This window comes from Azonexus sp. IMCC34842, assembly GCF_050368855.1.
Lineage (GTDB): Bacteria > Pseudomonadota > Gammaproteobacteria > Burkholderiales > Rhodocyclaceae > Azonexus > Azonexus denitrificans_A.
The window spans coordinates 181,338-199,787 of the sequence record NZ_CP178449.1 but is presented as its reverse complement, the minus strand read 5'-3'; the positions used below and the strand labels follow the sequence as shown (position 1 = coordinate 199,787).

Here is an 18,450-nt window from a genome sequence, read left to right as displayed (position 1 = left end):
CTTACTTCCCCTTCCCCTCGCTTGCGACTCGCATCGCAAAGCCGTTCGGATACCGCAAATCCACCACGACCGGCCGGTTCGCCCGGTTGGCGACCGTTTCCGGATAAACCTCGATAAAACGCTGCAACCGCACGCCGACCGGCGACTTCGGCTGCTCCCGCCCCATATCGACGACCATGCCGCTCTCCAGCTTCAACTGCCAGGCCAGCCGCGGCGACAGCAGCAACTGCACCGGCTTTTCGTGCACTGCGCTGAAGCGGCCGACAAACTCGCCATAACGCGTCAACACCTCGGGCGCCGTGCCCTGCGGCCCGAACAACAGCGGCAATGCCGCCGCTTCCTCGATGGCCGCCATCGCGGCAAAGACCTCGCCGTAGCTGTTGACCAGTTCGCCGCGCCCATCGCCCCAGCGCGCCAGCGGACGGTGTTCCTCGACCTTCACTTCCAACTGTGCCGGCCAGATCCGCCGCACTTCGACCTGGCGTACCCAGGGCAGCTTTTCCAGCGCGCCGCGCACCGTCTCCAGATTCAGGCTGAAGAAATTGCCTTGCAGGGCGCCCGGCAAGGCCTGCTCCACTTCCTGCCGGCGCGTGTGCTGCAGCGGCTCGGCAAACACCACCTGGCGTACCGGCAGCGACGGCACCCTCGCCAGCCAGACCGCGGCGGCGGCCAGCAGCGCAGCCGCCGCGACCAGCATCAGCAGGTCGGCAATGGCGTTGAGCAGGTGCGGTTTGTTCCACATTCATCGTCTCAGTCGTTGGCTGCCAGTTCGAGCACGCGGCGGACCAGCGCCGGATACTCCATGCCAGCCACCCGCGCCGCCATCGGGACCAGCGAGTGGTCGGTCATGCCGGGCGCCGTATTCACTTCCAGAAAGTAATGCTTGCCATCTTCATCCATCAGGAAATCGACCCGTCCCCAGCCGCGCCCACCGAGGATGCGGAAGGCTTCCAGCGCGCCCTTGCGGATTTCCATTTCCTTGGCTTCGGGCAGGCCGCACGGGCACAGGTAGCGGGTGTCGTCGCGGTTGTACTTGGCTTCGTAGTCGTACCAGTCGGTGGCCGGCTCGATCTTGATGATCGGCAAGGCCACCATGTCGGCGCCGCAGCCGATGATGCCGACCGTGTATTCGCCACCCATCACGCCCTTTTCGGCGATCACCAGCGGGTCGTGGCGGGCCGCCTCGGCGTAGGCCTGCTGCAGGCCGCCGCGTTCCTTGACCTTGCTGATGCCGATCGACGAACCTTCATGGGCCGGCTTGACGAAAATCGGCAGGCCCAGCTCTTCCTCGACCTCGGCGAAATCGGAGTCGGCGGTCAACAGCGCATATTCCGGGATCGGCAGGCCGGCCGCCTGCCACAGCAGCTTGGTGCGGAATTTGTCCATGGCCAGCGCCGACGCCATCACGCCGGAACCGGTGTAGGGAATGTGCATCAATTCCAGCGCCCCCTGGATCGTGCCGTCCTCGCCGTGCCGGCCATGCAGCGCGACGAAGGCGCGGTCGTAGCCCTTCAGCGCGTCGAGCGGCTGTTCGGCCGGATCGAAGGCATGGGCGTCGATGCCCTGGCCCTGCAAGGCCGCCAGGACGCGCGAACCGCTATTGAGGGAAACCTCGCGTTCGGCGGAGGTTCCGCCGAAGAGGACTGCAACTTTACCGAAACCGCTCATTTTGCTTCCACCACCTTGCCGGGCACCGCACCGATCGAACCGGCACCCATGGTCAACACCACGTCGCCGTCGCGGGCGACATCCATAATCGTTTGCGGCATCGCCGCGATATCTTCGACGAACACCGGCTCGACCTTGCCGGCGACGCGCAGGGCGCGGGCCAGCGAGCGGCCGTCGGCAGCGACGATCGGCGCTTCGCCGGCGGCGTAGATTTCGGCCAGCAACAGGGCGTCGACGGTAGACAGCACCTTTACGAAGTCCTCGAAGCAGTCGCGCGTCCGGGTGTAGCGGTGCGGCTGAAAAGCCAGCACCAGGCGGCGGCCGGGGAAGGCGCCGCGGGCGGCAGCCAGGGTCGCCGCCATCTCCACCGGGTGATGGCCGTAATCGTCGACCAGCGTGAATGAACCGCCGGCCGGCAGGGACACTTCGCCATAGCGCTGGAAGCGCCGCCCGACCCCTTTGAACTCGGCCAGCGCCCTGATGATCGAGGCATCCGGCACCTGCAACTCGGTGGCCACGGCAATCGCCGCCAGCGCGTTCAGGACATTGTGCAAACCGGGCAGATTGAGTGTGATCGACAGCCGGGAGACCGAACCATTGACCCGCACGACGTCGAAGCGCATCTGGCCGTCGGCCGCCACGACGTTCTCGGCGTAAAAGTTGCTGCCTGGGCTCAGGCTGTAGGTGACGATCTGCTTGGCGACCTGCGGCATGATGGCGCGGACGTTGGCATCGTCAGCACAGAGCACGGCAACGCCGTAGAACGGCAGGCGGCTGAGAAAATCGACGAAGGCGCCTTTCAGCCGCTCGAAATCGTGGCCGTAGGTTTCCATGTGATCGGCGTCGATATTGGTAACGACCGAAAGGACCGGCGACAGGAACAGGAAGGAGGCATCGGACTCGTCGGCCTCGGCCACCAGGAAATCGCCGCTGCCCAGCCGGGCGTTGGCGCCGGCCGCATTCAAGCGACCGCCGATGACGAAGGTCGGATCGAGCCCGCCTTCGGCCAGGATGCTGGTGACCAGACTGGTCGTCGTCGTCTTGCCATGCGTACCGGCGATGGCGATGCCACGCTTCAGGCGCATCAGTTCGGCCAGCATCTGAGCGCGCGGCACCACCGGTATATTCAGTTCGCGAGCCGCCACCACTTCCGGGTTATCGGCCTTGACCGCCGTCGAGACGACGACAGCCTGCGCGCCGCGAATGTTTTCGGCGGCGTGACCGATCATCACCTTGACGCCCTCGCCTTCCAGACGACGGGTCGTGGCGCTCGCCGCCAGGTCCGAACCGCTCACCGTGTAGCCCAGGTTGGCCAGCACTTCGGCGATGCCGCTCATGCCCGAACCACCGACGCCGACGAAGTGGATGTGTTTGACTTTGTGTTTCATTTCGCACTCTCTGCACAAATATTCGCCACTTCTTCGGTGGCATCGGGCTTGGCCAGACTGCGGGCCTTTTCAGCCATTTCCAGCAACTGGCTGCGACTGTAGTTGCGGATCAACGAGATGCTCTCCGGGGTCAGTTCGTCTTGCGGCAGCAGGAAAGCGCCGCCGACATTGACCAGGAATTTCGCGTTGCCCGTCTGGTGGTCATCGACCGCATGCGGAAAAGGCACCAGGATGCTCGCCACGCCGGCTGCGGCCAGCTCGGCGATGGTCAGCGCGCCGGCCCGGCAAATGACCAGATCGGCCCAGGCATAGGCGCCGGCCATGTCTTCGATGAAGGGCACGCAATGCGCCTGGACCCCAACCGCGGCGTAATTGGCCTTGAGGGCCTCGAGATGCTTCTCGCCGGCCTGATGAACGATTTGCGGCTGCTCGTCGGCGGCGAGCAGGGCCATGCCCTTGGGGACCATCTCGTTCAGCGCCTGGGCGCCGAGGCTGCCGCCAATGACGAGCAGCCGCAAGGCGCCGCTGCGCTCGGCAAAACGCTCGGCCGGCGGTGCGATGGCGGCGATTTCCGGACGCACCGGGTTGCCGAGCCAGACCCCCTTGGCCAGGACATTCGGAAAGCCCGTCGCGATGCGGTCGGCGACACCGGCCAGCACGCGATTGGCCAGCCCGGCCACCGAATTCTGTTCGTGCAGGACAAGCGGCTTGCCCAGCAAGGAGGCCATCATGCCGCCGGGAAAGGTGATGTAGCCGCCCATGCCGAGCACGACATCCGGGGCGATCTGGCGAATCAGCTTTTGCGCCTGCCAGAAACCGCGCAGCAGATTGAACGGCAGCAACAGCTTGCGCAGGATGCCCTTGCCGCGCAGCGCGGCGAACTTGACCCAGACCATTTCAAAACCGCTTTGCGGCACCAGCCGCGCCTCCATGCCGTCGGGATTACCGAGCCAGACGACCCGCCAGCCGCGGTGGCGCATTTTGTCGGCGACGGCAAGGGCCGGGAAGATGTGCCCGCCGGTCCCGCCGGCCATGATCAGGATGGTTTTGTTCATAGCTTGTCCCCGCGCATCATCTGGCGATTTTGGCTACAGCCGCGCTGCGCGCTTAACACCGGCTGCGCCGGGTTAGCCTGCGCCGAAATCGCCAATTGATGCGAATACATACCTGGCTTCGTCATAGCTTGGCTCCGCGCATCAATTGGCGATTTTCCCAGTCGACGCGCAAAAGTATGGCCAGGGCGACGCAGTTCGCCAGCACCCCAGAACCGCCGAAACTCATCAGCGGCAGGGTCAGGCCCTTGGTCGGCAGCAGGCCCATGTTGACGCCCATGTTGATGAAGGACTGCACGCCGAACCAGATGCCCATGCCCATGGCGACCAGCGCCGGGTAGAGGCGATCGAGCTGGACGCAGCGCCGGCCGATGGCAAAGGCGCGCTGAACGAGCAGCGCGAACAGGGCAATCACCGCCAGCACACCGAAGAAGCCGAGTTCCTCGGCGATCACCGCGAGCAGGAAGTCGGTATGCGCTTCCGGCAGGTAGAACAGCTTCTCGACACTGGCCCCCAGCCCGACGCCGAACAGTTCGCCACGCCCGAAAGCGATCAGCGAATGCGACAACTGGTAGCCGCGGCCGAAAGCGTCGGCCCACGGATCCATGAAGCCGAACACCCGGTCGCGCCGGTAGGGCGAGACGATGATCATCACCGCAAAGGCGATCAGCAGGCCGAAGATCAGCAGGGCGAACAAACGCGCCTTCAGGCCGCCGAGGAAGAGAATGCCCATGGCGATCGAGATGATCACGACGAAGGCGCCGAAGTCCGGCTCCTTGAGGAGCAGCATGCCGACGATGGCCATGGCACCGAACATCGGCAGGAAGGCCTGCTTCAAATCGTGCATCACGTTGATTTTGCGCACCGTGTAGTCGGCGGCGTAGAGCACGGCGAACAGCTTCATCAGTTCTGACGGCTGCAGGTTGGCAAAGCCGAGCGGCAGCCAGCGGCGGGCGCCATTCACATCCCGGCCGATGCCGGGAATCAGCACGATGGCGAGCAGGACGACGCCGGCCATGAACAGATACGGCGCCGATTTCTGCCACAGCGCCAGCGGCACCTGGAAAGCCACCGCGGCGGCGACCAAGCCGATGCACAGGAAAATGCCGTGACGCACCAGGTAATAGGCCGGCTGGTGGTTGGTAAAGCGCCCGCCTTCGGCAATCGCGATGGATGCCGAATAGACCATCACCAGACCGGTGAACAGCAGGATCAACACGCTCCACAACAGCGCGTAGTCAATTTCGGCCACCTGGCGGCGCGGCGAGTCGAGGGCGCCGATCAGCATGATGGCAACTCCTTGACCGCCGCGATGAAGGCTTCGGCGCGATGGGCGTAATTGCGGTACATGTCGAGGCTGGCGCACGCCGGCGAGAGCAGCACGCAATCGCCGGCCTCGGCGTATTCGGCCAGCCAGCGCACGGCGGCAGCCATGTCGCCGAGAATGCGGGTCGGCACGCCGCTGCCTTCGAGGGCCATGCCGATGGCAGCGGCATCGCGACCGATCAGCGCGACCGCCCGGCCATGTTTTTCCAGGGCCGGCTTGAGCGGCGAGAAATCCTGGCCCTTGCCGTCGCCACCGAGCACGATGGCCACCTTGCGGCCCATGCCTTCAATGGCGGCCAGCGTGGCGCCGACATTGGTGCCCTTGGAATCGTCGACGTAGAGCACGCCGCCGATCTCGGCCACCGTTTCGACCCGATGCGGCAGACCGGCAAAGGCCTTCAGCGGCTCGACCAGACGTTCGGCCGCGACCCCGACCGCTTCGCACAGCGCCAGCGCCGCCATGGCATTGGCAGCATTGTGCAGGCCGCTCAGTTGCAGGTCGTCAAGCGCGACAATCGCCGCCTTGCCGCGGCAGATCATGCCACTGGCCAGGCCGTAATCGACGCCACGCGGCGCGGCGTTCAGGCCGAAGGTGACGATCTTGCGGCCGCACTGGCCATTGGCCATCGACCAGTCGTCCTCGCGGTTGAGGACCATGACGCCCCGCCCCTGGAAGACGCGCGACTTGGCCGCTGCGTAATTGGCCAGACTGCCGTCGTAGCGGTCGAGGTGGTCCTCGGAAACGTTGAGGACGGTGGCCGCCGCGGCGTTCAAATGGTGTGTCGTTTCGAGCTGGAAGCTCGACAGTTCGACCACCCAGACGGCCGGCAGCTGGCCGGCATCCTGCGCATCCATCAGCGCGTCGAGAGCCGACGGCGAGATGTTGCCGCAGGCGATGGCCGGCACGCCGGCGCCGTTCAGCAGGTGGGCGGTCAGCGCCGTGGTGGTGGTCTTGCCGTTGCTGCCGGTGATGGCGATGATCTGCGAGGTCGGCACCTGCTCGCGCACGCCGGCGGCGAACAGCTCGATTTCCGAAATGATCGGCAGATCGAGCCCGGCGATCTCCGGCGTCGCCTTGGCCACGCCGGGCGACAGCGCAACGAGGTCGAGGCCGGCAAAGGTGGGGGCGGCAAACGGCCCGGCGATCACTTCGGCCTGGGGGGCGACCTGTGCCAGCGCGTCAAGATTCGGCGGATTGGCGCGCGAATCGGCGACCCGGACGAACGCGCCCTGGCGATGTAGCCACTTGGCCATCGCCAGCCCGGACTCGCCGAGTCCGATTACCGCAACGCGTTTGCCCCTGAGTTCCATTAGCGCAATTTCAACGAGGACAGCCCGACCAGCACGAGCATGATGGTGATGATCCAGAAGCGGACGACGACCTGCGTCTCCTTCCAGCCGGTTTGTTCAAAATGGTGGTGCAGCGGCGCCATGCGCAGGATGCGCCGGCCCTCGCCGAAACGTTTCTTGGTGTATTTGAAATAGCCGACCTGCAGCATCACCGACAGCGTTTCGACGACGAATACACCGCCCATGATCAGCAGCACGATTTCCTGGCGGATGATCACGGCGACGGTGCCGAGCGCCGCGCCGAGGGCCAGCGCGCCGACGTCGCCCATGAACACTTCGGCCGGATAGGCGTTGAACCACAAGAAGCCCAGTCCGGCCCCGGCGATCGCGCCGAGCAGGATGCACAACTCGCCGGCGCCCGGCACGTAAGGGATCAGCAGATACTTGGCATAGACGGCATGACCGGTGACGTAGGCAAAAAGCACGAAGGCCGAAGCGATCATCACGGTCGGCATGATGGCCAGGCCGTCCAGACCGTCCGTCAGATTCACCGCGTTGCTGGTCCCGACGATGACGAAATAGGTCAGCGTGATGAAGCCGATGATGCCGAGCGGATAGGCGATGGTCTTGAAGAAAGGCACGATCAACTGCGTTTCGGCTCCCGACTTGGCCGAGAAGGCGAGAAACAGCGCGGCGCCGATACCGAGCAGCGATTGCCAGAAATATTTCCACTTGGCCGACAGGCCTTTCGGGTCGCGGTAGACCACCTTCTTCCAGTCGTCGTACCAGCCGACGATGCCGTAGCCGAGCGTGACGACCAGCACCGTCCATACATACTTGTTGGAGAGGTCGGCCCAGAGCAGCGTCGTCACCCCGATCGAGATCAGGATCAGGACGCCGCCCATGGTCGGCGTGCCGGATTTGACGAGGTGGGTCTGCGGTCCGTCGGTGCGCACCGCCTGGCCGATTTTCTTGGCGGCCAGCCAGCGGATGACGCGCGGACCGGAAACGAAGGAAATCAGCAGCGCGGTCATCGCCGCCAGCACCGTGCGCAGCGTAATGTAGTTGAAGACGTTGAAGAAACGCACGTCCTGGGCCAGCCATTGGGCGAGTTCGAGTAGCATCAGTGGTTCTCCCCGGCTGGCTTGGTCGGTGGCACGGCGGCGGCAGTCGAGTCAGTGGCGGAGGACGCGGTCAGCGCATCGGCCACCCGTTCCATTTTCATGAAGCGCGAGCCTTTCACCAGCACCGTGGTGTCCGGCCCCAACTCCTTGTCCACCGCGGCAATCAGCTTGTCGATATGGCAGTAGTGTTTGGCCCCTTCGCCAAAATTGCGCACCGCCTGCTGGGCTGCCTCGCCCAGCGCATACAGCCGGTCGATGCCCTGGCTCTTGGCATAGCCGCCGATCTCGTCGTGATACTGGCCACTGGCTTCGCCGATTTCGCCCATGTCGCCGAGCACGAACAGCTTGCGGCCGATGGTCGAGGCCAGCACGTCGATGCCGGCGCGCACCGAATCCGGATTGGCGTTGTAGGTGTCGTCGAGAATCTCGGCGCCCTTGCGGCCGGCCCGCCTTTGCAGGCGGCCTTTGACGCCGGAGAAGGCCTCCAGCCCGGCGACCACGGCGGCCATCGGAACCCCGGCAGCAAGGCAGGCGGCCGCTGCGGCAACCGCATTGCGGGCATTGTGCCGACCGGGAATACGCAGATGGAGCGCAGCCTCGCCTTCCGGCGCCGTCAGTTCGAGTGCCATTTCCAGCCCGTGCTGATGCACCGTCGCATGCACGTCGGCGGCATGATCGATGGCGAAGCTGCGGACCGTATGCGCTCCGGCCATCTCGCGCCACAGCCCGGCGTAGCAATCATCGCCATTGACCAAGGCGATACCGTTCGGCTGCAGGCCGGCGAACAGACTGCCTTTTTCCCGCGCCACTTCGTCGAGGTCGCCCATCCCTTCGAGGTGGGCGCGCTGGGCATTGGTTACCAGCGCCACGGTCGGGGCGCCGATCGGCGCCAGGTAGGCGATTTCGCCGGGATGGTTCATGCCCATCTCGATCACCGCGGCACGGTGCGTGGCATTCAGGCCGAGTAGCGTGAGCGGCAGGCCGATATCGTTGTTTAAGTTGCCGCGCGTCGCCAGGACGGCATCGCCGAAGGCGGCGGCAAGGATGGCGGCGATCATTTCCTTGGTCGTCGTCTTGCCATTCGAGCCCGTCACGGCAATCACCGGCAGCGCAAAGCTGGCGCGCCAGGCGGCGGCCAGGCGGCCGAGGGCGAGGCGGGTATCGGCGACGACGACGGCCGGGACGCCGGCCGGCAACTTCGCCGCATCGGCGACCAGCAGCGCAGCGGCGCCACTGGCCACGGCCTGGGCGAGAAAATCATGGGCATCGAAGTTGTCACCGCTCAAGGCGATGAACAACTGCCCGGGGCCAATCGCCCGTGTATCGGTGGAAACACCGTTCAACGCCAGGTCGGCGCCAACCAGGCGCCCGTCGACGGCGTGGGCAACTTGCGAGAGTAGCCAGTTCATTCGGCGATCTCCTTATTGTTATCGGTACGACGCAAGGTCAGCGCAGCCTGCGCCTGCTCAAGGTCGGAAAATGGGGTGCGGATGCCGGCCGTTTCCTGATAGGACTCATGGCCCTTGCCGGCCAGCAGGATGACGTCGCGCTCGTCGGCTTCGAGAATGGCGCGGCGGATTGCCGTCGCTCGGTCGATTTCGACTTCGGCATGGCGCATGCCGTCCAGGATGTCGTCGATGATGGCTTGCGGCATTTCGCTGCGCGGGTTGTCGCTGGTCACCAGCACCCGGTCGGCCCGTTGCTCGGCGACGCCGCCCATCAGCGGCCGCTTGCCCTTGTCGCGATCGCCGCCGCAGCCAAAGACGACGCTCAGCCGGCCGCCGCGCGGCGTCACCACATCGCGCAAGGCGACCAGGGCATTTTCCAGCGCATCCGGCGTGTGCGAGTAGTCGACCACGACCAGTGGCTCGCCATTGCCGCCCACTCGCTCCATCCGCCCGGGCGGCGGCGTCAGTTCGGACAGGCGACGGACCACATCGGCCACGGCCATGCCGGCATCGTGCAAGACGGCAGCGACGGCCAGCAGATTCGAAATGTTGTAACGGCCGACCAGACCGGTATCGACAGTACCCCGACCGTTCGGCAGGATCAGCGTGAAGCGCTGGCCAAAGGGCGTATCGACCAGATTCTCGGCCCGCACCAGCGCCGGGAAGTCGCGCCGCGGTTCGCCAATGGCGTAGCCCAGCACACGCATCGCCGTCGTTTCGCGAATCAGCTGCAAACCGAATTCGTCGTCCAGATTGATGATCGCCGTCCGCAGGCGCGGCCAGCTGAACAGGCGCGCCTTGGCCGCGGCATAGGCGTCCATCGTCCGGTGGTAATCGAGATGATCGCGGGTGATATTGGTAAACACGGCAACGTCGACCCGGGCGCCGTTCAGCCGCCCTTCCTGAATGCCGATCGAACTGGCTTCCAGGGCACAGGCGGCCGCCTCGGCGCTGCGGAATTGCGCCAGATAGCGCATCAAGGTGGTCGCTTCCGGGGTGGTGAAGCCGGTGTCGACCTGGGCATCGGGAAATCCGGCGCCGAGCGTGCCGATAATGGCACAGCGCTTCGGGTAGACCTTGGCGATACATTGACTGATCGTCGTCTTGCCGTTGGTGCCGGTAATCCCGATCAACGACAAGCTTTCGCTCGGATAGCCATAGACGGCATGGGCAAGCGGCCCGGCCAGCGAACGCAAAGCGGCAACCGGCAGATTGGCAACGGCCCACGCCGGATCCCACGCAAAATCACCGCCCGCTTGCCAGGCAACGGCCACCGCGCCGCGCGCCAGGGCATCGCCGATATAGCGCCGGCCGTCGGCCAGATCGCCGGGATAAGCGAGAAAGAGATCGCCCGGCAAGACCTGGCGGCTGTCGTCGGCAACCCCACTCGGCACGATGCCGATGGCTTCCAGACGCTGCAGGATTTCGCGCGGCGTAGTCACAGCGCTCCCTTTCCGAGATTGGCCTCGGCCACCTGGACCGGCGCATCGGGCGGCACGCCCATGGTCCGCAAGGCGCCGCCGGCGATCGACGAAAATGCCGGGCCAGCGACATCGCCACCAAAGTGGCCGCCAGCGGAAGGCTCGTCGATCATCACCGCGACAATCAGGCGCGGGTCGCCGATCGGCGCGATGCCGACAAACGAGGCGACGTATTTTCTGGCATAGACACCGCCTTCTACCTTGTAGGCCGTACCGGTCTTGCCGCCGACGCGATAGCCCGCGACCCGGGCCTTGGGCGCGGTCCCTTCCGGTTGCACGGCCATTTCCAGCATGGCCCTGATTTCGCGGGTGGTCTGCGGCGAAAAAACACGGACGCCGCGCACTGGCGTATCTTCCAGGCGAATCAGCGACAAGGGAATCAACTCGCCGTCACGGGCAAAAACGGTATAGGCCCGGGCCAGCTGAACCAGGCTGACCGAAATGCCATGGCCGTAGGACATCGTTGCCTGCTCGATCGGCCGCCAGCTTTTCCACGGCCGCAAACGGCCAACGACCTCGCCCGGAAAGCCGAGATTGGGCGCCTGGCCGAAACCGACGCCATCGAACATCTCCCACAATTCCTGCGGCGAAAAACCGAGGGCGATCTTCGCCGTGCCGACGTTGGACGATTTCTGGATTATCTGGGCGACGGTCAGCAGACCATGCGCATGGGAATCGGAGATGGTCGCCGAGCCGATGGTCAGGCGGCCCGGCGCGGTATTGATCACGGTATCGAAGCGAACCTTGCCTTTTTCCAGCGCCAGCGCGGCGGTAAACGGCTTCATCACCGACCCCGGCTCGAAGGTATCGGTGATGGCCCGGTTGCGCAGCTGGGCGCCGGACAGGCGCTGGCGGTTGTTCGGGTTGTAGGTCGGCCAGTTGGCCAGCGCCAGTATCTCGCCGGTCCGCGCATCGATGACGATGGCGCCGCCGGCCTTGGCATTGTTGGTCTCGACCGCCGCCTTGAGCTGGCTGTAGGCCAGATATTGAATCTTCGAGTCGAGGGCCAGCCGGACATCCTTGCCATCCATCGGCGGCTTCAGCGCACCGACGTCTTCGACAATCTGGCCGCGGCGGTCCTTGATCACGCTGCGGCTCCCCGAGTGGCCGAGCAGACTGTTCTGGAAAGCCAGTTCGACGCCCTCCAGGCCCTTGTCGTCAACGCCGGTAAACCCGACGACATGCGCCGTCATGTCTCCGGTCGGGTAATACCGGCGATATTCCTTTTCCTGATGGACGCCGGGCAGCTTCAGCGCGGCAATGCGATCGGCCGTTTCCGGCGGCACCTGGCGCTTAACGAAGACGAAGGTCTTGTCCGAGACCAGCTTGCCATCCAGCTCCTTGACGGTCATCTCGAGCAACGCGGCCAGTTGCTGCTTCTGCTGCCCCGGCATCGCCCGGGCATCGCCGGGGATCGCCCAGATCGACTTCATCGGCGTCGACACCGCCAGCATGTCGCCGTTGCGGTCGGTGATCTTGCCGCGCGAAGCGGAAACTTCGATATCGCGGCGGTAGCGCGAATCGCCCTTCTCCTGCAGAAAGTCGTTGTTGATTACCTGCAAATAGAAACCGCGCGCCACCAGCGCCAGGAAAGCGCCCATCAGCAGCAAGCCGACGGTACGCGAACGCCAGCCCTGCAACGCCAGTTGCAGCACCGGGCTTTCGGTAAACCGATGCCCGCGCTGGGGACGCCGCCGGACACCCATCAGGCACCTCCTTTGGCGGCGGCTGGCGGGCGCTTCGCACTCAGCGCATCGGGCGAAACCATGTGCAGACGGTCACGGGCGATTTTTTCGACCCGCGGATGCGTCGCCCAGGTCGACATCTCAAGCTGCAGTTGGCCATACTCGACATCGAGCTGACGCGCCCGCTCCTGCTCGCTCTCCAGATCCTGAAACAGCTTGCGCGCGCGATGCTGGGAGGTGACAACACCCAGCGCGCAAACGACGACGATCAGGAGAAGGATCATGTTGAAACGGACCATTACAGTTTTTCGGCCACCCGCATCACGGCGCTCCGGGCGCGCGGATTGGCCGCGATTTCCGCCGCCGACGGCTTGATCATTTTGCCGACCAGGCGCAATTTCGGTTGCGGCAACTGGTCGGCCCGCAAAGGCAGGCCTTTCGGCAGATCATCGGCCGACGACTGGGCGCGCATGAAATTCTTGACGATGCGATCCTCCAGCGAATGGAAGGAAATCACCACCAGGCGACCACCCGGCTTCAACAAGTCAAGCGCTTGCGGCAAGGCTACTTCCAGCTGGCGGAGCTCTTGATTGATATGAATCCGTAAAGCTTGAAAGCTGCGCGTCGCCGGGTCCTGCCCTGGCTCACGGGTGCGCACGGTCGCGCGTACGATGGCCGCGAACTGAGCTGTTGTGACAATAGGCTGTTCGAGCCGAGCAGCCACAACCTTCTTTGCAATCTGGAAAGCAAACCGTTCTTCGCCATAATTTCTAATAACCTCCGTTATGTCCCTTATTTCGGCCCGCGCCAGCCACTCGGCGGCCGTCTCGCCCTGCGTCGTATCCATACGCATGTCGAGCGGTGCATCGTGGCGGAAGCTGAAACCGCGCCCCCCATCGTCGATTTGCGGCGACGACACCCCTACATCAAAAAGGATTCCATCCACATTCTGCACACCAGCCTCGCGCGCCGCTTCGGCGATTTCACCAAAGGCGCGATGGACCAGCTGAAAACGGGAATCATTGATTGTTGCCCCGGCCGCAATGGCCGACGGGTCGCGGTCGACGGCGATCAGGCGGCCGCGTTCATTCAGCGCGGCAAGAATCCGCCGGCTATGCCCGCCGCGCCCGAAGGTGGCATCCATATAGACACCGTCCGGCTTGATCGCCAGGGACTGAACCGCCTCGTCAAGCAGCACCGTGACGTGGGTGCCACCCGCGGTCACAGCACCAGATCTCCGAAGCCCGGCGGCAGGTCGCCGGACAGCGCCTCCGCAGCCAGATCGTTCTGTTGCTTCCAGCCAGCCTCACTCCAGATTTCGAAATGCGACCCCATACCGACCAGATAGACCGTCTTTTCGAGATTGGCGTAGTCGCGAAGTTCCGGCGCGACGAGAATGCGCCCGGCCGAATCGAGTTCCTCGGTACGCGCATTACCAACCAGGACGCGTTTGATCGAGGCGGCACGGGTATCCAGGCTGGACGCCTTGAGAATCTGATCGCGGATCGGTTGCCAGGCCGGCGAAGGGTAAAGCAGCAGACAGCGATGCGGGTGCGCCGTCAGGACGAGCGAGCCCTCGGCGGCGGCGAGCAGGGGCTCGCGGTGTCTTGCCGGTATGGCAAGCCGCCCCTTTGCATCCAGACTGAGTGCTGTAGCCCCTTCGAACATCTTCCGCTTCGCTCCCCGTTTACCCACATTTCGACACGTTTTCCCACTTTAGAACATGAACCCCCCACAGTCAATAGAGAAATTTGTATTTTTTTCTTTTGCAACAATGACTTAGGAACGCTTTTGTCGACGGCGAATGTCGAATTTTTCCTTTAAAAATCAAAGGTCGAAACTCAACACTTAAAGTGACTTATAAGGAGTTCTACAAGGGCGAAGAAAGGCCATCGCCAACAATGCCGTCGTAGTAAAAATGCGGTCGAATCAGACCGTTTTGGCATCGCCCCGACGCGCCCTGCAGCAGGGCTCAGGCGCGGTACCGCGCCTCGCCAGGCAGATATACAAGAGGCAGCCGAAGCTGCCTCTTGTATATCGAATCAAACAGCCTGCGCTACTTGACTTGGTTGAGCCTCTGCTCGATACGCGCCAGCGGCATTGCGCCCGGCACGCGTTCGCCATCGCCGAAGAACATGGTTGGCGTTCCGGAAATATTCAACTTGCGACCGAATTCCTGATTTTTACTGACCGCCGAGGTATCGCAATCGTCCCGGCCGGCCGGTGCCTTGCCATCAAGCATCCAGTCATTCCAGGTCTTGGCGCGATCAGCCGAACACCAGATCTGCTTCGACTTGCGAATCGAATCTTCAGACAGGATCGGCAGCAGGAAGGTGTATATCGTGACGTTATCCAGCTTCTGGAGATCCTTGGCCAGCCGCTTGCAGTAACCGCAGTTCGGATCCTCGAACGTCGCCAGCACCCGCTTGCCATCGCCGCGCACCTGCTTGATGGCACGCTCAAACGGCAGATCGCCAAAGCGGATGGCCGTCAGCTTGCGCATGCGCTCCTCGGTGACGTTTTTCATCGACTTGCCTTCGATCAACTGACCGCCAGCGATGAAAGCCGTCATCTTCTCGTCGGTATAAAGAATATTTCCGTCGGCATACACTTCGTAAAGCCCGAGATATCCGGACTTGGTGACGCTTTCGATCTTGGTGCCGAGCTTGGCCTCCATCGCCTTCTTGATGTCCGCTTCATCTGCCACAGCCTGTGAAGCAAAGGCCAGCATCAGGACGAGCGGCAACAGCTTTTTCAACATGCAAATCTCCTAGAAGGCACCCAATGCGTAACGCACCAGGGAGTTTTTTACAAAAGGCAGGCGATTGGTCAGGTTCAACCCGAGATTACGCAACGGCCCCAAGCCGGGCGACGAGTCGCGAAACAGCCGGCGCAAACCGTCGGTTGCCGACTGCATCAGGACTGTTTCTTCGCGCCGGGCGCGCTGATAACGTTGCAGGAAACGCTCCTGACCGATATCGAACCACGGTTGTGCATTGGACAACAGCTTCGCCAACTCACTCACATCCTGGAAGCCGAGGTTGATGCCATGACCGGAGAGCGGATGGATACCGTGCGCCGCATCGCCAACCAGCGCGAGGCGCGGGGCCACCGTCTGCGGGACACGCATCAAGCGCAAGGGAAAGGCAACGGCCGGCGTCAGCAATTCGAGTTGGCCAAGAACATGTTCGCCAGCCTCGGCAACTCGATCACACAACGGCTCCGGTGACAGTGCACAGAGGTCGTCAGCGTGCTCATCCTGAGTCGACCAGACGATCGAGATACGGTTCCCGGGCAAAGGCAAATAAGCCAGCACGCCGTCGTCACGAAACCATTGATAAGCGATATTGCGATGCGGTTTTTCCGTCGCAAAGTTGGCGACCAGCCCTTTTTCGCCATAAGACGTGTTGACCGCTGTCAATCCAGCCGCCTGGCGCACCCAGGAATCGCGCCCATCGGCCCCGACCAACAACTTTCCGGAAAGTACCGCACCATCGCTCAACGAGAGCACGGCGGCATCCTGACGCAACTCCAGTTGGGCCGGTTTGGCCGGACAGAAGAGCGTGAGGTTGGCCTGGCGTTTGGCGCTTTCCCAGAATTCGCAGGCCATCAGCGACGATTCGAGTATCCAGCCCAGTTCGGAAACACCGGTCTCAAACGCCGAAAAATCGATTCTTCCACCGCCGTCGCCATGCACCCGCATTGCCCGAATCGGGGTAACGCGCGTCATATCCAGATGCTTCCAGGCGCCGATCGCTTCGAGAAAGGAAACGTTGGCCGGGCTGATCGCATAGATGCGCGCATCCCAGTTCGCCGGCGGGTGCGGTGCTTGAGTTTCCACCAGCGCGATGCGTAGGCGCGAGTCGCGCAGCGCAAGCGCCAGACTGGCGCCAGCCAGACCGCCGCCGACAATGATCAGATCAAATTGCTGCATGACGGCAATTATGCCGCGTCAACGAAACGAGGCAAAACGCTCAGGCAGGCGTACCGCCAGAAGGCGGCTTGTTCTGGCGCGGACGACGGTTGTTATTGTTGTTGTTCGTGCGCGGCCGGTGTTTTTTCTGCTGCGGCCCACCGCCACCACCAGGTTTGCTCTGGGACATCGGACCACGTCCGACATTGGCACTGGGCTCGTTTCCGGAGATGCGGTTGCCGGGAGCGAGCTGGATTTCCAGCTCGATGATTTCATCCCACTGTTCATCGGAACGGTCACGCTCCGGGATCGACAGAAGCTCTCGCAAGCGGCGGCGATTATCGTTGGGCGGCGGCGCCACAACGGGCGGATCTTCAGGCAGGTTTTCGGGATTCGAATTAGTCATCGCAAATCAAAAAAGCGGAGCCCATTCATGACGGGCCCCGCATTGGGTAATGCCAGATTATTTCTTCTTGGCAGCGGGCTTCTTGGGGGCAACGGCAGCCTTGAAAGCGGTACCGGCGGTAAATTTCGGCACCGTGGTTGCCGGGATCTTGAGCGTAGCGCCGGTTTTGGGATTCTTGCCGGTGCGCGCTGCGCGCTGCGCTGACTTGAACGTACCGAAACCGACGAGAGTAACAGATTCCCCCTTGGATACAGTCTGGACGACCGCACCGATAATAGCTGACAACGCCTTATCGGCAGCAGCCTTGGTAATACCAGCTTCTTTTGCAGCAACTTCGACCAGCTCGGATTTATTCATCTAAGTGACTCCTGTTACCTGTGTTTGTTTAAGAAAACTGGCCGTCAGAACGGCAGCAGGCTAAAAGTAGCATACCTGATTGAATATGTGTTGATGCCAAAAGCCTTTATTCACGCACCGTTCAAGAAGTTTTGCATCTTTACCACTGCCCGCGCGGATGAGGCTTTCAAAAACGACAACCCCGGTCGTTGGCCGGGGTTGTCTTGATGCCTGAATGCCGCAACGACTATTTTTTCTCGGCAGCCTCGGCAGCCTCGGCCGGCTTCTCGCCGTGCGAAATGGCCACAGCCCCCTCGTTTTGCGTGCCGATATGCTGGTCAATTGCCGGCAACTGGTGAGCGATGCCCTTGTGGCAGTCGATACAGGTTTTGCCCTCGTCAAAGGCCTTCGGATGCATACGGGCAGCACGATTGCCTTGCTCGGTGTAATCCATGTAGTCGAAACGGTGGCAGTTGCGGCATTCGCGGGAATCGCTGGCCTTCATGCGATCCCATTCATGCTGCGCCAGTTCGTGACGCTTCTTGTTGAATTTCTCCGGCGTATCGACGCTGCCCAGAATCTTGTGCAGCACTTCGTTCGAGGCCTGCATCTTGCGGATCATCTTCGGGCCCCATTCCTTGGGCACGTGACAGTCCGGACAAGTGGCGCGCACGCCGGTCCGGTTCGTATAGTGGATGGTGTTCTGGTATTCCTTGAAAACGTTTTCTTCCATCTCGTGGCAGGAAATACAGAAAGCCTCCTTGTTGGTTGCCTCCAGCGCCCAGTTGAAACCACCCCAGAAGACGATACCGGCGACGAAAATCAACAGCGCAGTCACCAAGCCAATCCGCTTGACCCAGGCGGGCATATATTTTTCGAGACTCATCATTCCCCCTTTTTGGCAGCTGGCTTATAAGTGTTTTCGACCAGTGGCTTGGCGTCGAACTGCGGTACGTGACATTGCATGCAGAAGTAGCGACGGGGAGAAATATTGCTCAGCTTTTTGTCTTCCCGGTCGAGATAGTGCGACTTGGCAACCTTGGTCGCCCCGGTTTCGTCGGCGCGCTCTTTCGAGTGGCAGTCCATGCACTTGTTGAAGTTCTGCGTGATGTTGTAGCCCTTGATGCTGTGCGGGATCAGCGGCGGCTGTTTCTGGAAATTGCGCGGAATGCTCTCCTTGTCTTTCTCCGGGCGGAACATGTCGACCTTCGAATTCCCCTCGATCGACACATGACCGATTTCATTCACCAGTTCCTGCGCGCCGACGCCGCCAACTCCTCCCAGGAGCATGCCTGCGGCCAAGGCCAGTGCAGTGATCAATCTCATTTTATTA

The 18,450-nt window shown here is 62.8% G+C and carries 19 protein-coding genes; all 19 read right to left on the bottom strand.

Going from position 1 to position 18,450, the window contains the following annotated elements; genetic code table 11:
- Position 1: 1 nt before the first annotated feature.
- Positions 2–742, bottom strand: coding sequence for a cell division protein FtsQ/DivIB (locus tag ACLIKD_RS00910; protein ID WP_428826786.1), 741 nt, complete (start codon positions 740–742; stop codon positions 2–4).
- 8 nt (positions 743–750) lie between these two features.
- Positions 751–1,668 carry a D-alanine--D-alanine ligase gene (locus ACLIKD_RS00905; RefSeq protein WP_226418435.1) on the bottom strand — a complete coding sequence of 306 codons (918 nt, stop codon included), beginning with the start codon at positions 1,666–1,668 and terminating at the stop codon, positions 751–753.
- Entirely contained in the window at positions 1,665–3,056 is a 1,392-nt protein-coding gene (murC, locus tag ACLIKD_RS00900) for a UDP-N-acetylmuramate--L-alanine ligase (RefSeq protein ID WP_428826785.1), read from the bottom strand. Before murC ends, ACLIKD_RS00905 begins: the two co-directional genes overlap by 4 nt.
- Complete coding sequence (murG, locus tag ACLIKD_RS00895) at positions 3,053–4,111, bottom strand: undecaprenyldiphospho-muramoylpentapeptide beta-N-acetylglucosaminyltransferase (protein WP_428826784.1); 1,059 nt, start codon at positions 4,109–4,111, stop codon at positions 3,053–3,055. Before murG ends, murC begins: the two co-directional genes overlap by 4 nt.
- Before the next feature lie 121 nt (positions 4,112–4,232).
- The gene (ftsW, locus tag ACLIKD_RS00890) at positions 4,233–5,396 is read right to left on the bottom strand and encodes a putative lipid II flippase FtsW (protein WP_226418432.1); all 1,164 of its coding nucleotides are present in this window, start codon (positions 5,394–5,396) and stop codon (positions 4,233–4,235) included.
- On the bottom strand, positions 5,390–6,745 hold the full coding sequence (gene murD, locus ACLIKD_RS00885; RefSeq protein WP_428826783.1) for a UDP-N-acetylmuramoyl-L-alanine--D-glutamate ligase: 1,356 nt from the start codon (positions 6,743–6,745) through the stop codon (positions 5,390–5,392). Before murD ends, ftsW begins: the two co-directional genes overlap by 7 nt.
- Positions 6,745–7,848: a phospho-N-acetylmuramoyl-pentapeptide-transferase gene (gene mraY / locus ACLIKD_RS00880; RefSeq protein WP_428826782.1), complete on the bottom strand. Its 1,104-nt coding sequence runs from the start codon at positions 7,846–7,848 to the stop codon at positions 6,745–6,747. Before mraY ends, murD begins: the two co-directional genes overlap by 1 nt.
- A complete protein-coding gene (locus ACLIKD_RS00875; protein ID WP_428826781.1) occupies positions 7,848–9,257 on the bottom strand; it encodes a UDP-N-acetylmuramoyl-tripeptide--D-alanyl-D-alanine ligase in 1,410 nt (469 codons plus the stop codon). Before ACLIKD_RS00875 ends, mraY begins: the two co-directional genes overlap by 1 nt.
- Positions 9,254–10,738 carry a UDP-N-acetylmuramoyl-L-alanyl-D-glutamate--2,6-diaminopimelate ligase gene (locus ACLIKD_RS00870; RefSeq protein ID WP_428826780.1) on the bottom strand — a complete coding sequence of 495 codons (1,485 nt, stop codon included), beginning with the start codon at positions 10,736–10,738 and terminating at the stop codon, positions 9,254–9,256. Before ACLIKD_RS00870 ends, ACLIKD_RS00875 begins: the two co-directional genes overlap by 4 nt.
- Positions 10,735–12,483, bottom strand: coding sequence for a peptidoglycan D,D-transpeptidase FtsI family protein (locus tag ACLIKD_RS00865; RefSeq protein WP_226418427.1), 1,749 nt, complete (start codon positions 12,481–12,483; stop codon positions 10,735–10,737). Before ACLIKD_RS00865 ends, ACLIKD_RS00870 begins: the two co-directional genes overlap by 4 nt.
- Positions 12,483–12,761, bottom strand: a complete 279-nt coding sequence (ftsL, locus tag ACLIKD_RS00860; protein ID WP_226418426.1) for a cell division protein FtsL — start codon at positions 12,759–12,761, stop codon at positions 12,483–12,485. The genes ACLIKD_RS00865 and ftsL overlap by 1 nt, the downstream gene beginning before the upstream one ends.
- Complete coding sequence (gene rsmH, locus ACLIKD_RS00855) at positions 12,761–13,687, bottom strand: 16S rRNA (cytosine(1402)-N(4))-methyltransferase RsmH (RefSeq protein WP_428826779.1); 927 nt, start codon at positions 13,685–13,687, stop codon at positions 12,761–12,763. The genes ftsL and rsmH overlap by 1 nt, the downstream gene beginning before the upstream one ends.
- Positions 13,684–14,130 (bottom strand): division/cell wall cluster transcriptional repressor MraZ, encoded by a 447-nt coding sequence (gene mraZ / locus ACLIKD_RS00850; RefSeq protein WP_226418424.1) that lies wholly within the window; start codon positions 14,128–14,130, stop codon positions 13,684–13,686. Before mraZ ends, rsmH begins: the two co-directional genes overlap by 4 nt.
- Positions 14,131–14,518: 388 nt before the next feature.
- Positions 14,519–15,223: a DsbC family protein gene (locus tag ACLIKD_RS00845; RefSeq protein WP_428826778.1), complete on the bottom strand. Its 705-nt coding sequence runs from the start codon at positions 15,221–15,223 to the stop codon at positions 14,519–14,521.
- Positions 15,224–15,232: 9 nt separating this feature from the next.
- Positions 15,233–16,396 (bottom strand): UbiH/UbiF family hydroxylase, encoded by a 1,164-nt coding sequence (locus ACLIKD_RS00840; protein ID WP_428826777.1) that lies wholly within the window; start codon positions 16,394–16,396, stop codon positions 15,233–15,235.
- Between the two features lie 40 nt (positions 16,397–16,436).
- Positions 16,437–16,781 carry a hypothetical protein gene (locus tag ACLIKD_RS00835; protein WP_428826776.1) on the bottom strand — a complete coding sequence of 115 codons (345 nt, stop codon included), beginning with the start codon at positions 16,779–16,781 and terminating at the stop codon, positions 16,437–16,439.
- A 57-nt stretch (positions 16,782–16,838) separates the two neighbouring features.
- Positions 16,839–17,138: an HU family DNA-binding protein gene (locus tag ACLIKD_RS00830; protein WP_226418420.1), complete on the bottom strand. Its 300-nt coding sequence runs from the start codon at positions 17,136–17,138 to the stop codon at positions 16,839–16,841.
- 226 nt (positions 17,139–17,364) lie between these two features.
- Positions 17,365–18,003 (bottom strand): NapC/NirT family cytochrome c, encoded by a 639-nt coding sequence (locus ACLIKD_RS00825; protein ID WP_428826775.1) that lies wholly within the window; start codon positions 18,001–18,003, stop codon positions 17,365–17,367.
- Positions 18,003–18,443, bottom strand: coding sequence for a nitrate reductase cytochrome c-type subunit (locus ACLIKD_RS00820; protein WP_226418418.1), 441 nt, complete (start codon positions 18,441–18,443; stop codon positions 18,003–18,005). The genes ACLIKD_RS00825 and ACLIKD_RS00820 overlap by 1 nt, the downstream gene beginning before the upstream one ends.
- Positions 18,444–18,450: the final 7 nt, after the last annotated feature.

Excerpts from the sequence above, each read along its gene's own strand:
- murG (WP_428826784.1), bottom strand. The coding sequence starts at position 4,111 with ATGAACAAAACCATCCTGATCATGGCCGGCGGGACCGGCGGGCACATC.
- ACLIKD_RS00910 (WP_428826786.1), bottom strand. The coding sequence starts at position 742 with ATGTGGAACAAACCGCACCTGCTCAACGCCATTGCCGACCTGCTGATG.
- mraZ (WP_226418424.1), bottom strand. The coding sequence starts at position 14,130 with ATGTTCGAAGGGGCTACAGCACTCAGTCTGGATGCAAAGGGGCGGCTT.
- ACLIKD_RS00840 (WP_428826777.1), bottom strand. The coding sequence starts at position 16,396 with ATGCAGCAATTTGATCTGATCATTGTCGGCGGCGGTCTGGCTGGCGCC.
- murC (WP_428826785.1), bottom strand. The coding sequence starts at position 3,056 with ATGAAACACAAAGTCAAACACATCCACTTCGTCGGCGTCGGTGGTTCG.
- ftsW (WP_226418432.1), bottom strand. The coding sequence starts at position 5,396 with ATGCTGATCGGCGCCCTCGACTCGCCGCGCCGCCAGGTGGCCGAAATT.
- ACLIKD_RS00830 (WP_226418420.1), bottom strand. The coding sequence starts at position 17,138 with ATGAATAAATCCGAGCTGGTCGAAGTTGCTGCAAAAGAAGCTGGTATT.
- ACLIKD_RS00865 (WP_226418427.1), bottom strand. The coding sequence starts at position 12,483 with ATGGGTGTCCGGCGGCGTCCCCAGCGCGGGCATCGGTTTACCGAAAGC.
- ACLIKD_RS00875 (WP_428826781.1), bottom strand. The coding sequence starts at position 9,257 with ATGAACTGGCTACTCTCGCAAGTTGCCCACGCCGTCGACGGGCGCCTG.
- ACLIKD_RS00835 (WP_428826776.1), bottom strand. The coding sequence starts at position 16,781 with ATGACTAATTCGAATCCCGAAAACCTGCCTGAAGATCCGCCCGTTGTG.
- mraY (WP_428826782.1), bottom strand. The coding sequence starts at position 7,848 with ATGCTACTCGAACTCGCCCAATGGCTGGCCCAGGACGTGCGTTTCTTC.
- ACLIKD_RS00825 (WP_428826775.1), bottom strand. The coding sequence starts at position 18,003 with ATGAGTCTCGAAAAATATATGCCCGCCTGGGTCAAGCGGATTGGCTTG.
- ACLIKD_RS00845 (WP_428826778.1), bottom strand. The coding sequence starts at position 15,223 with ATGTTGAAAAAGCTGTTGCCGCTCGTCCTGATGCTGGCCTTTGCTTCA.
- ftsL (WP_226418426.1), bottom strand. The coding sequence starts at position 12,761 with ATGGTCCGTTTCAACATGATCCTTCTCCTGATCGTCGTCGTTTGCGCG.
- ACLIKD_RS00820 (WP_226418418.1), bottom strand. The coding sequence starts at position 18,443 with ATGAGATTGATCACTGCACTGGCCTTGGCCGCAGGCATGCTCCTGGGA.
- ACLIKD_RS00905 (WP_226418435.1), bottom strand. The coding sequence starts at position 1,668 with ATGAGCGGTTTCGGTAAAGTTGCAGTCCTCTTCGGCGGAACCTCCGCC.
- murD (WP_428826783.1), bottom strand. The coding sequence starts at position 6,745 with ATGGAACTCAGGGGCAAACGCGTTGCGGTAATCGGACTCGGCGAGTCC.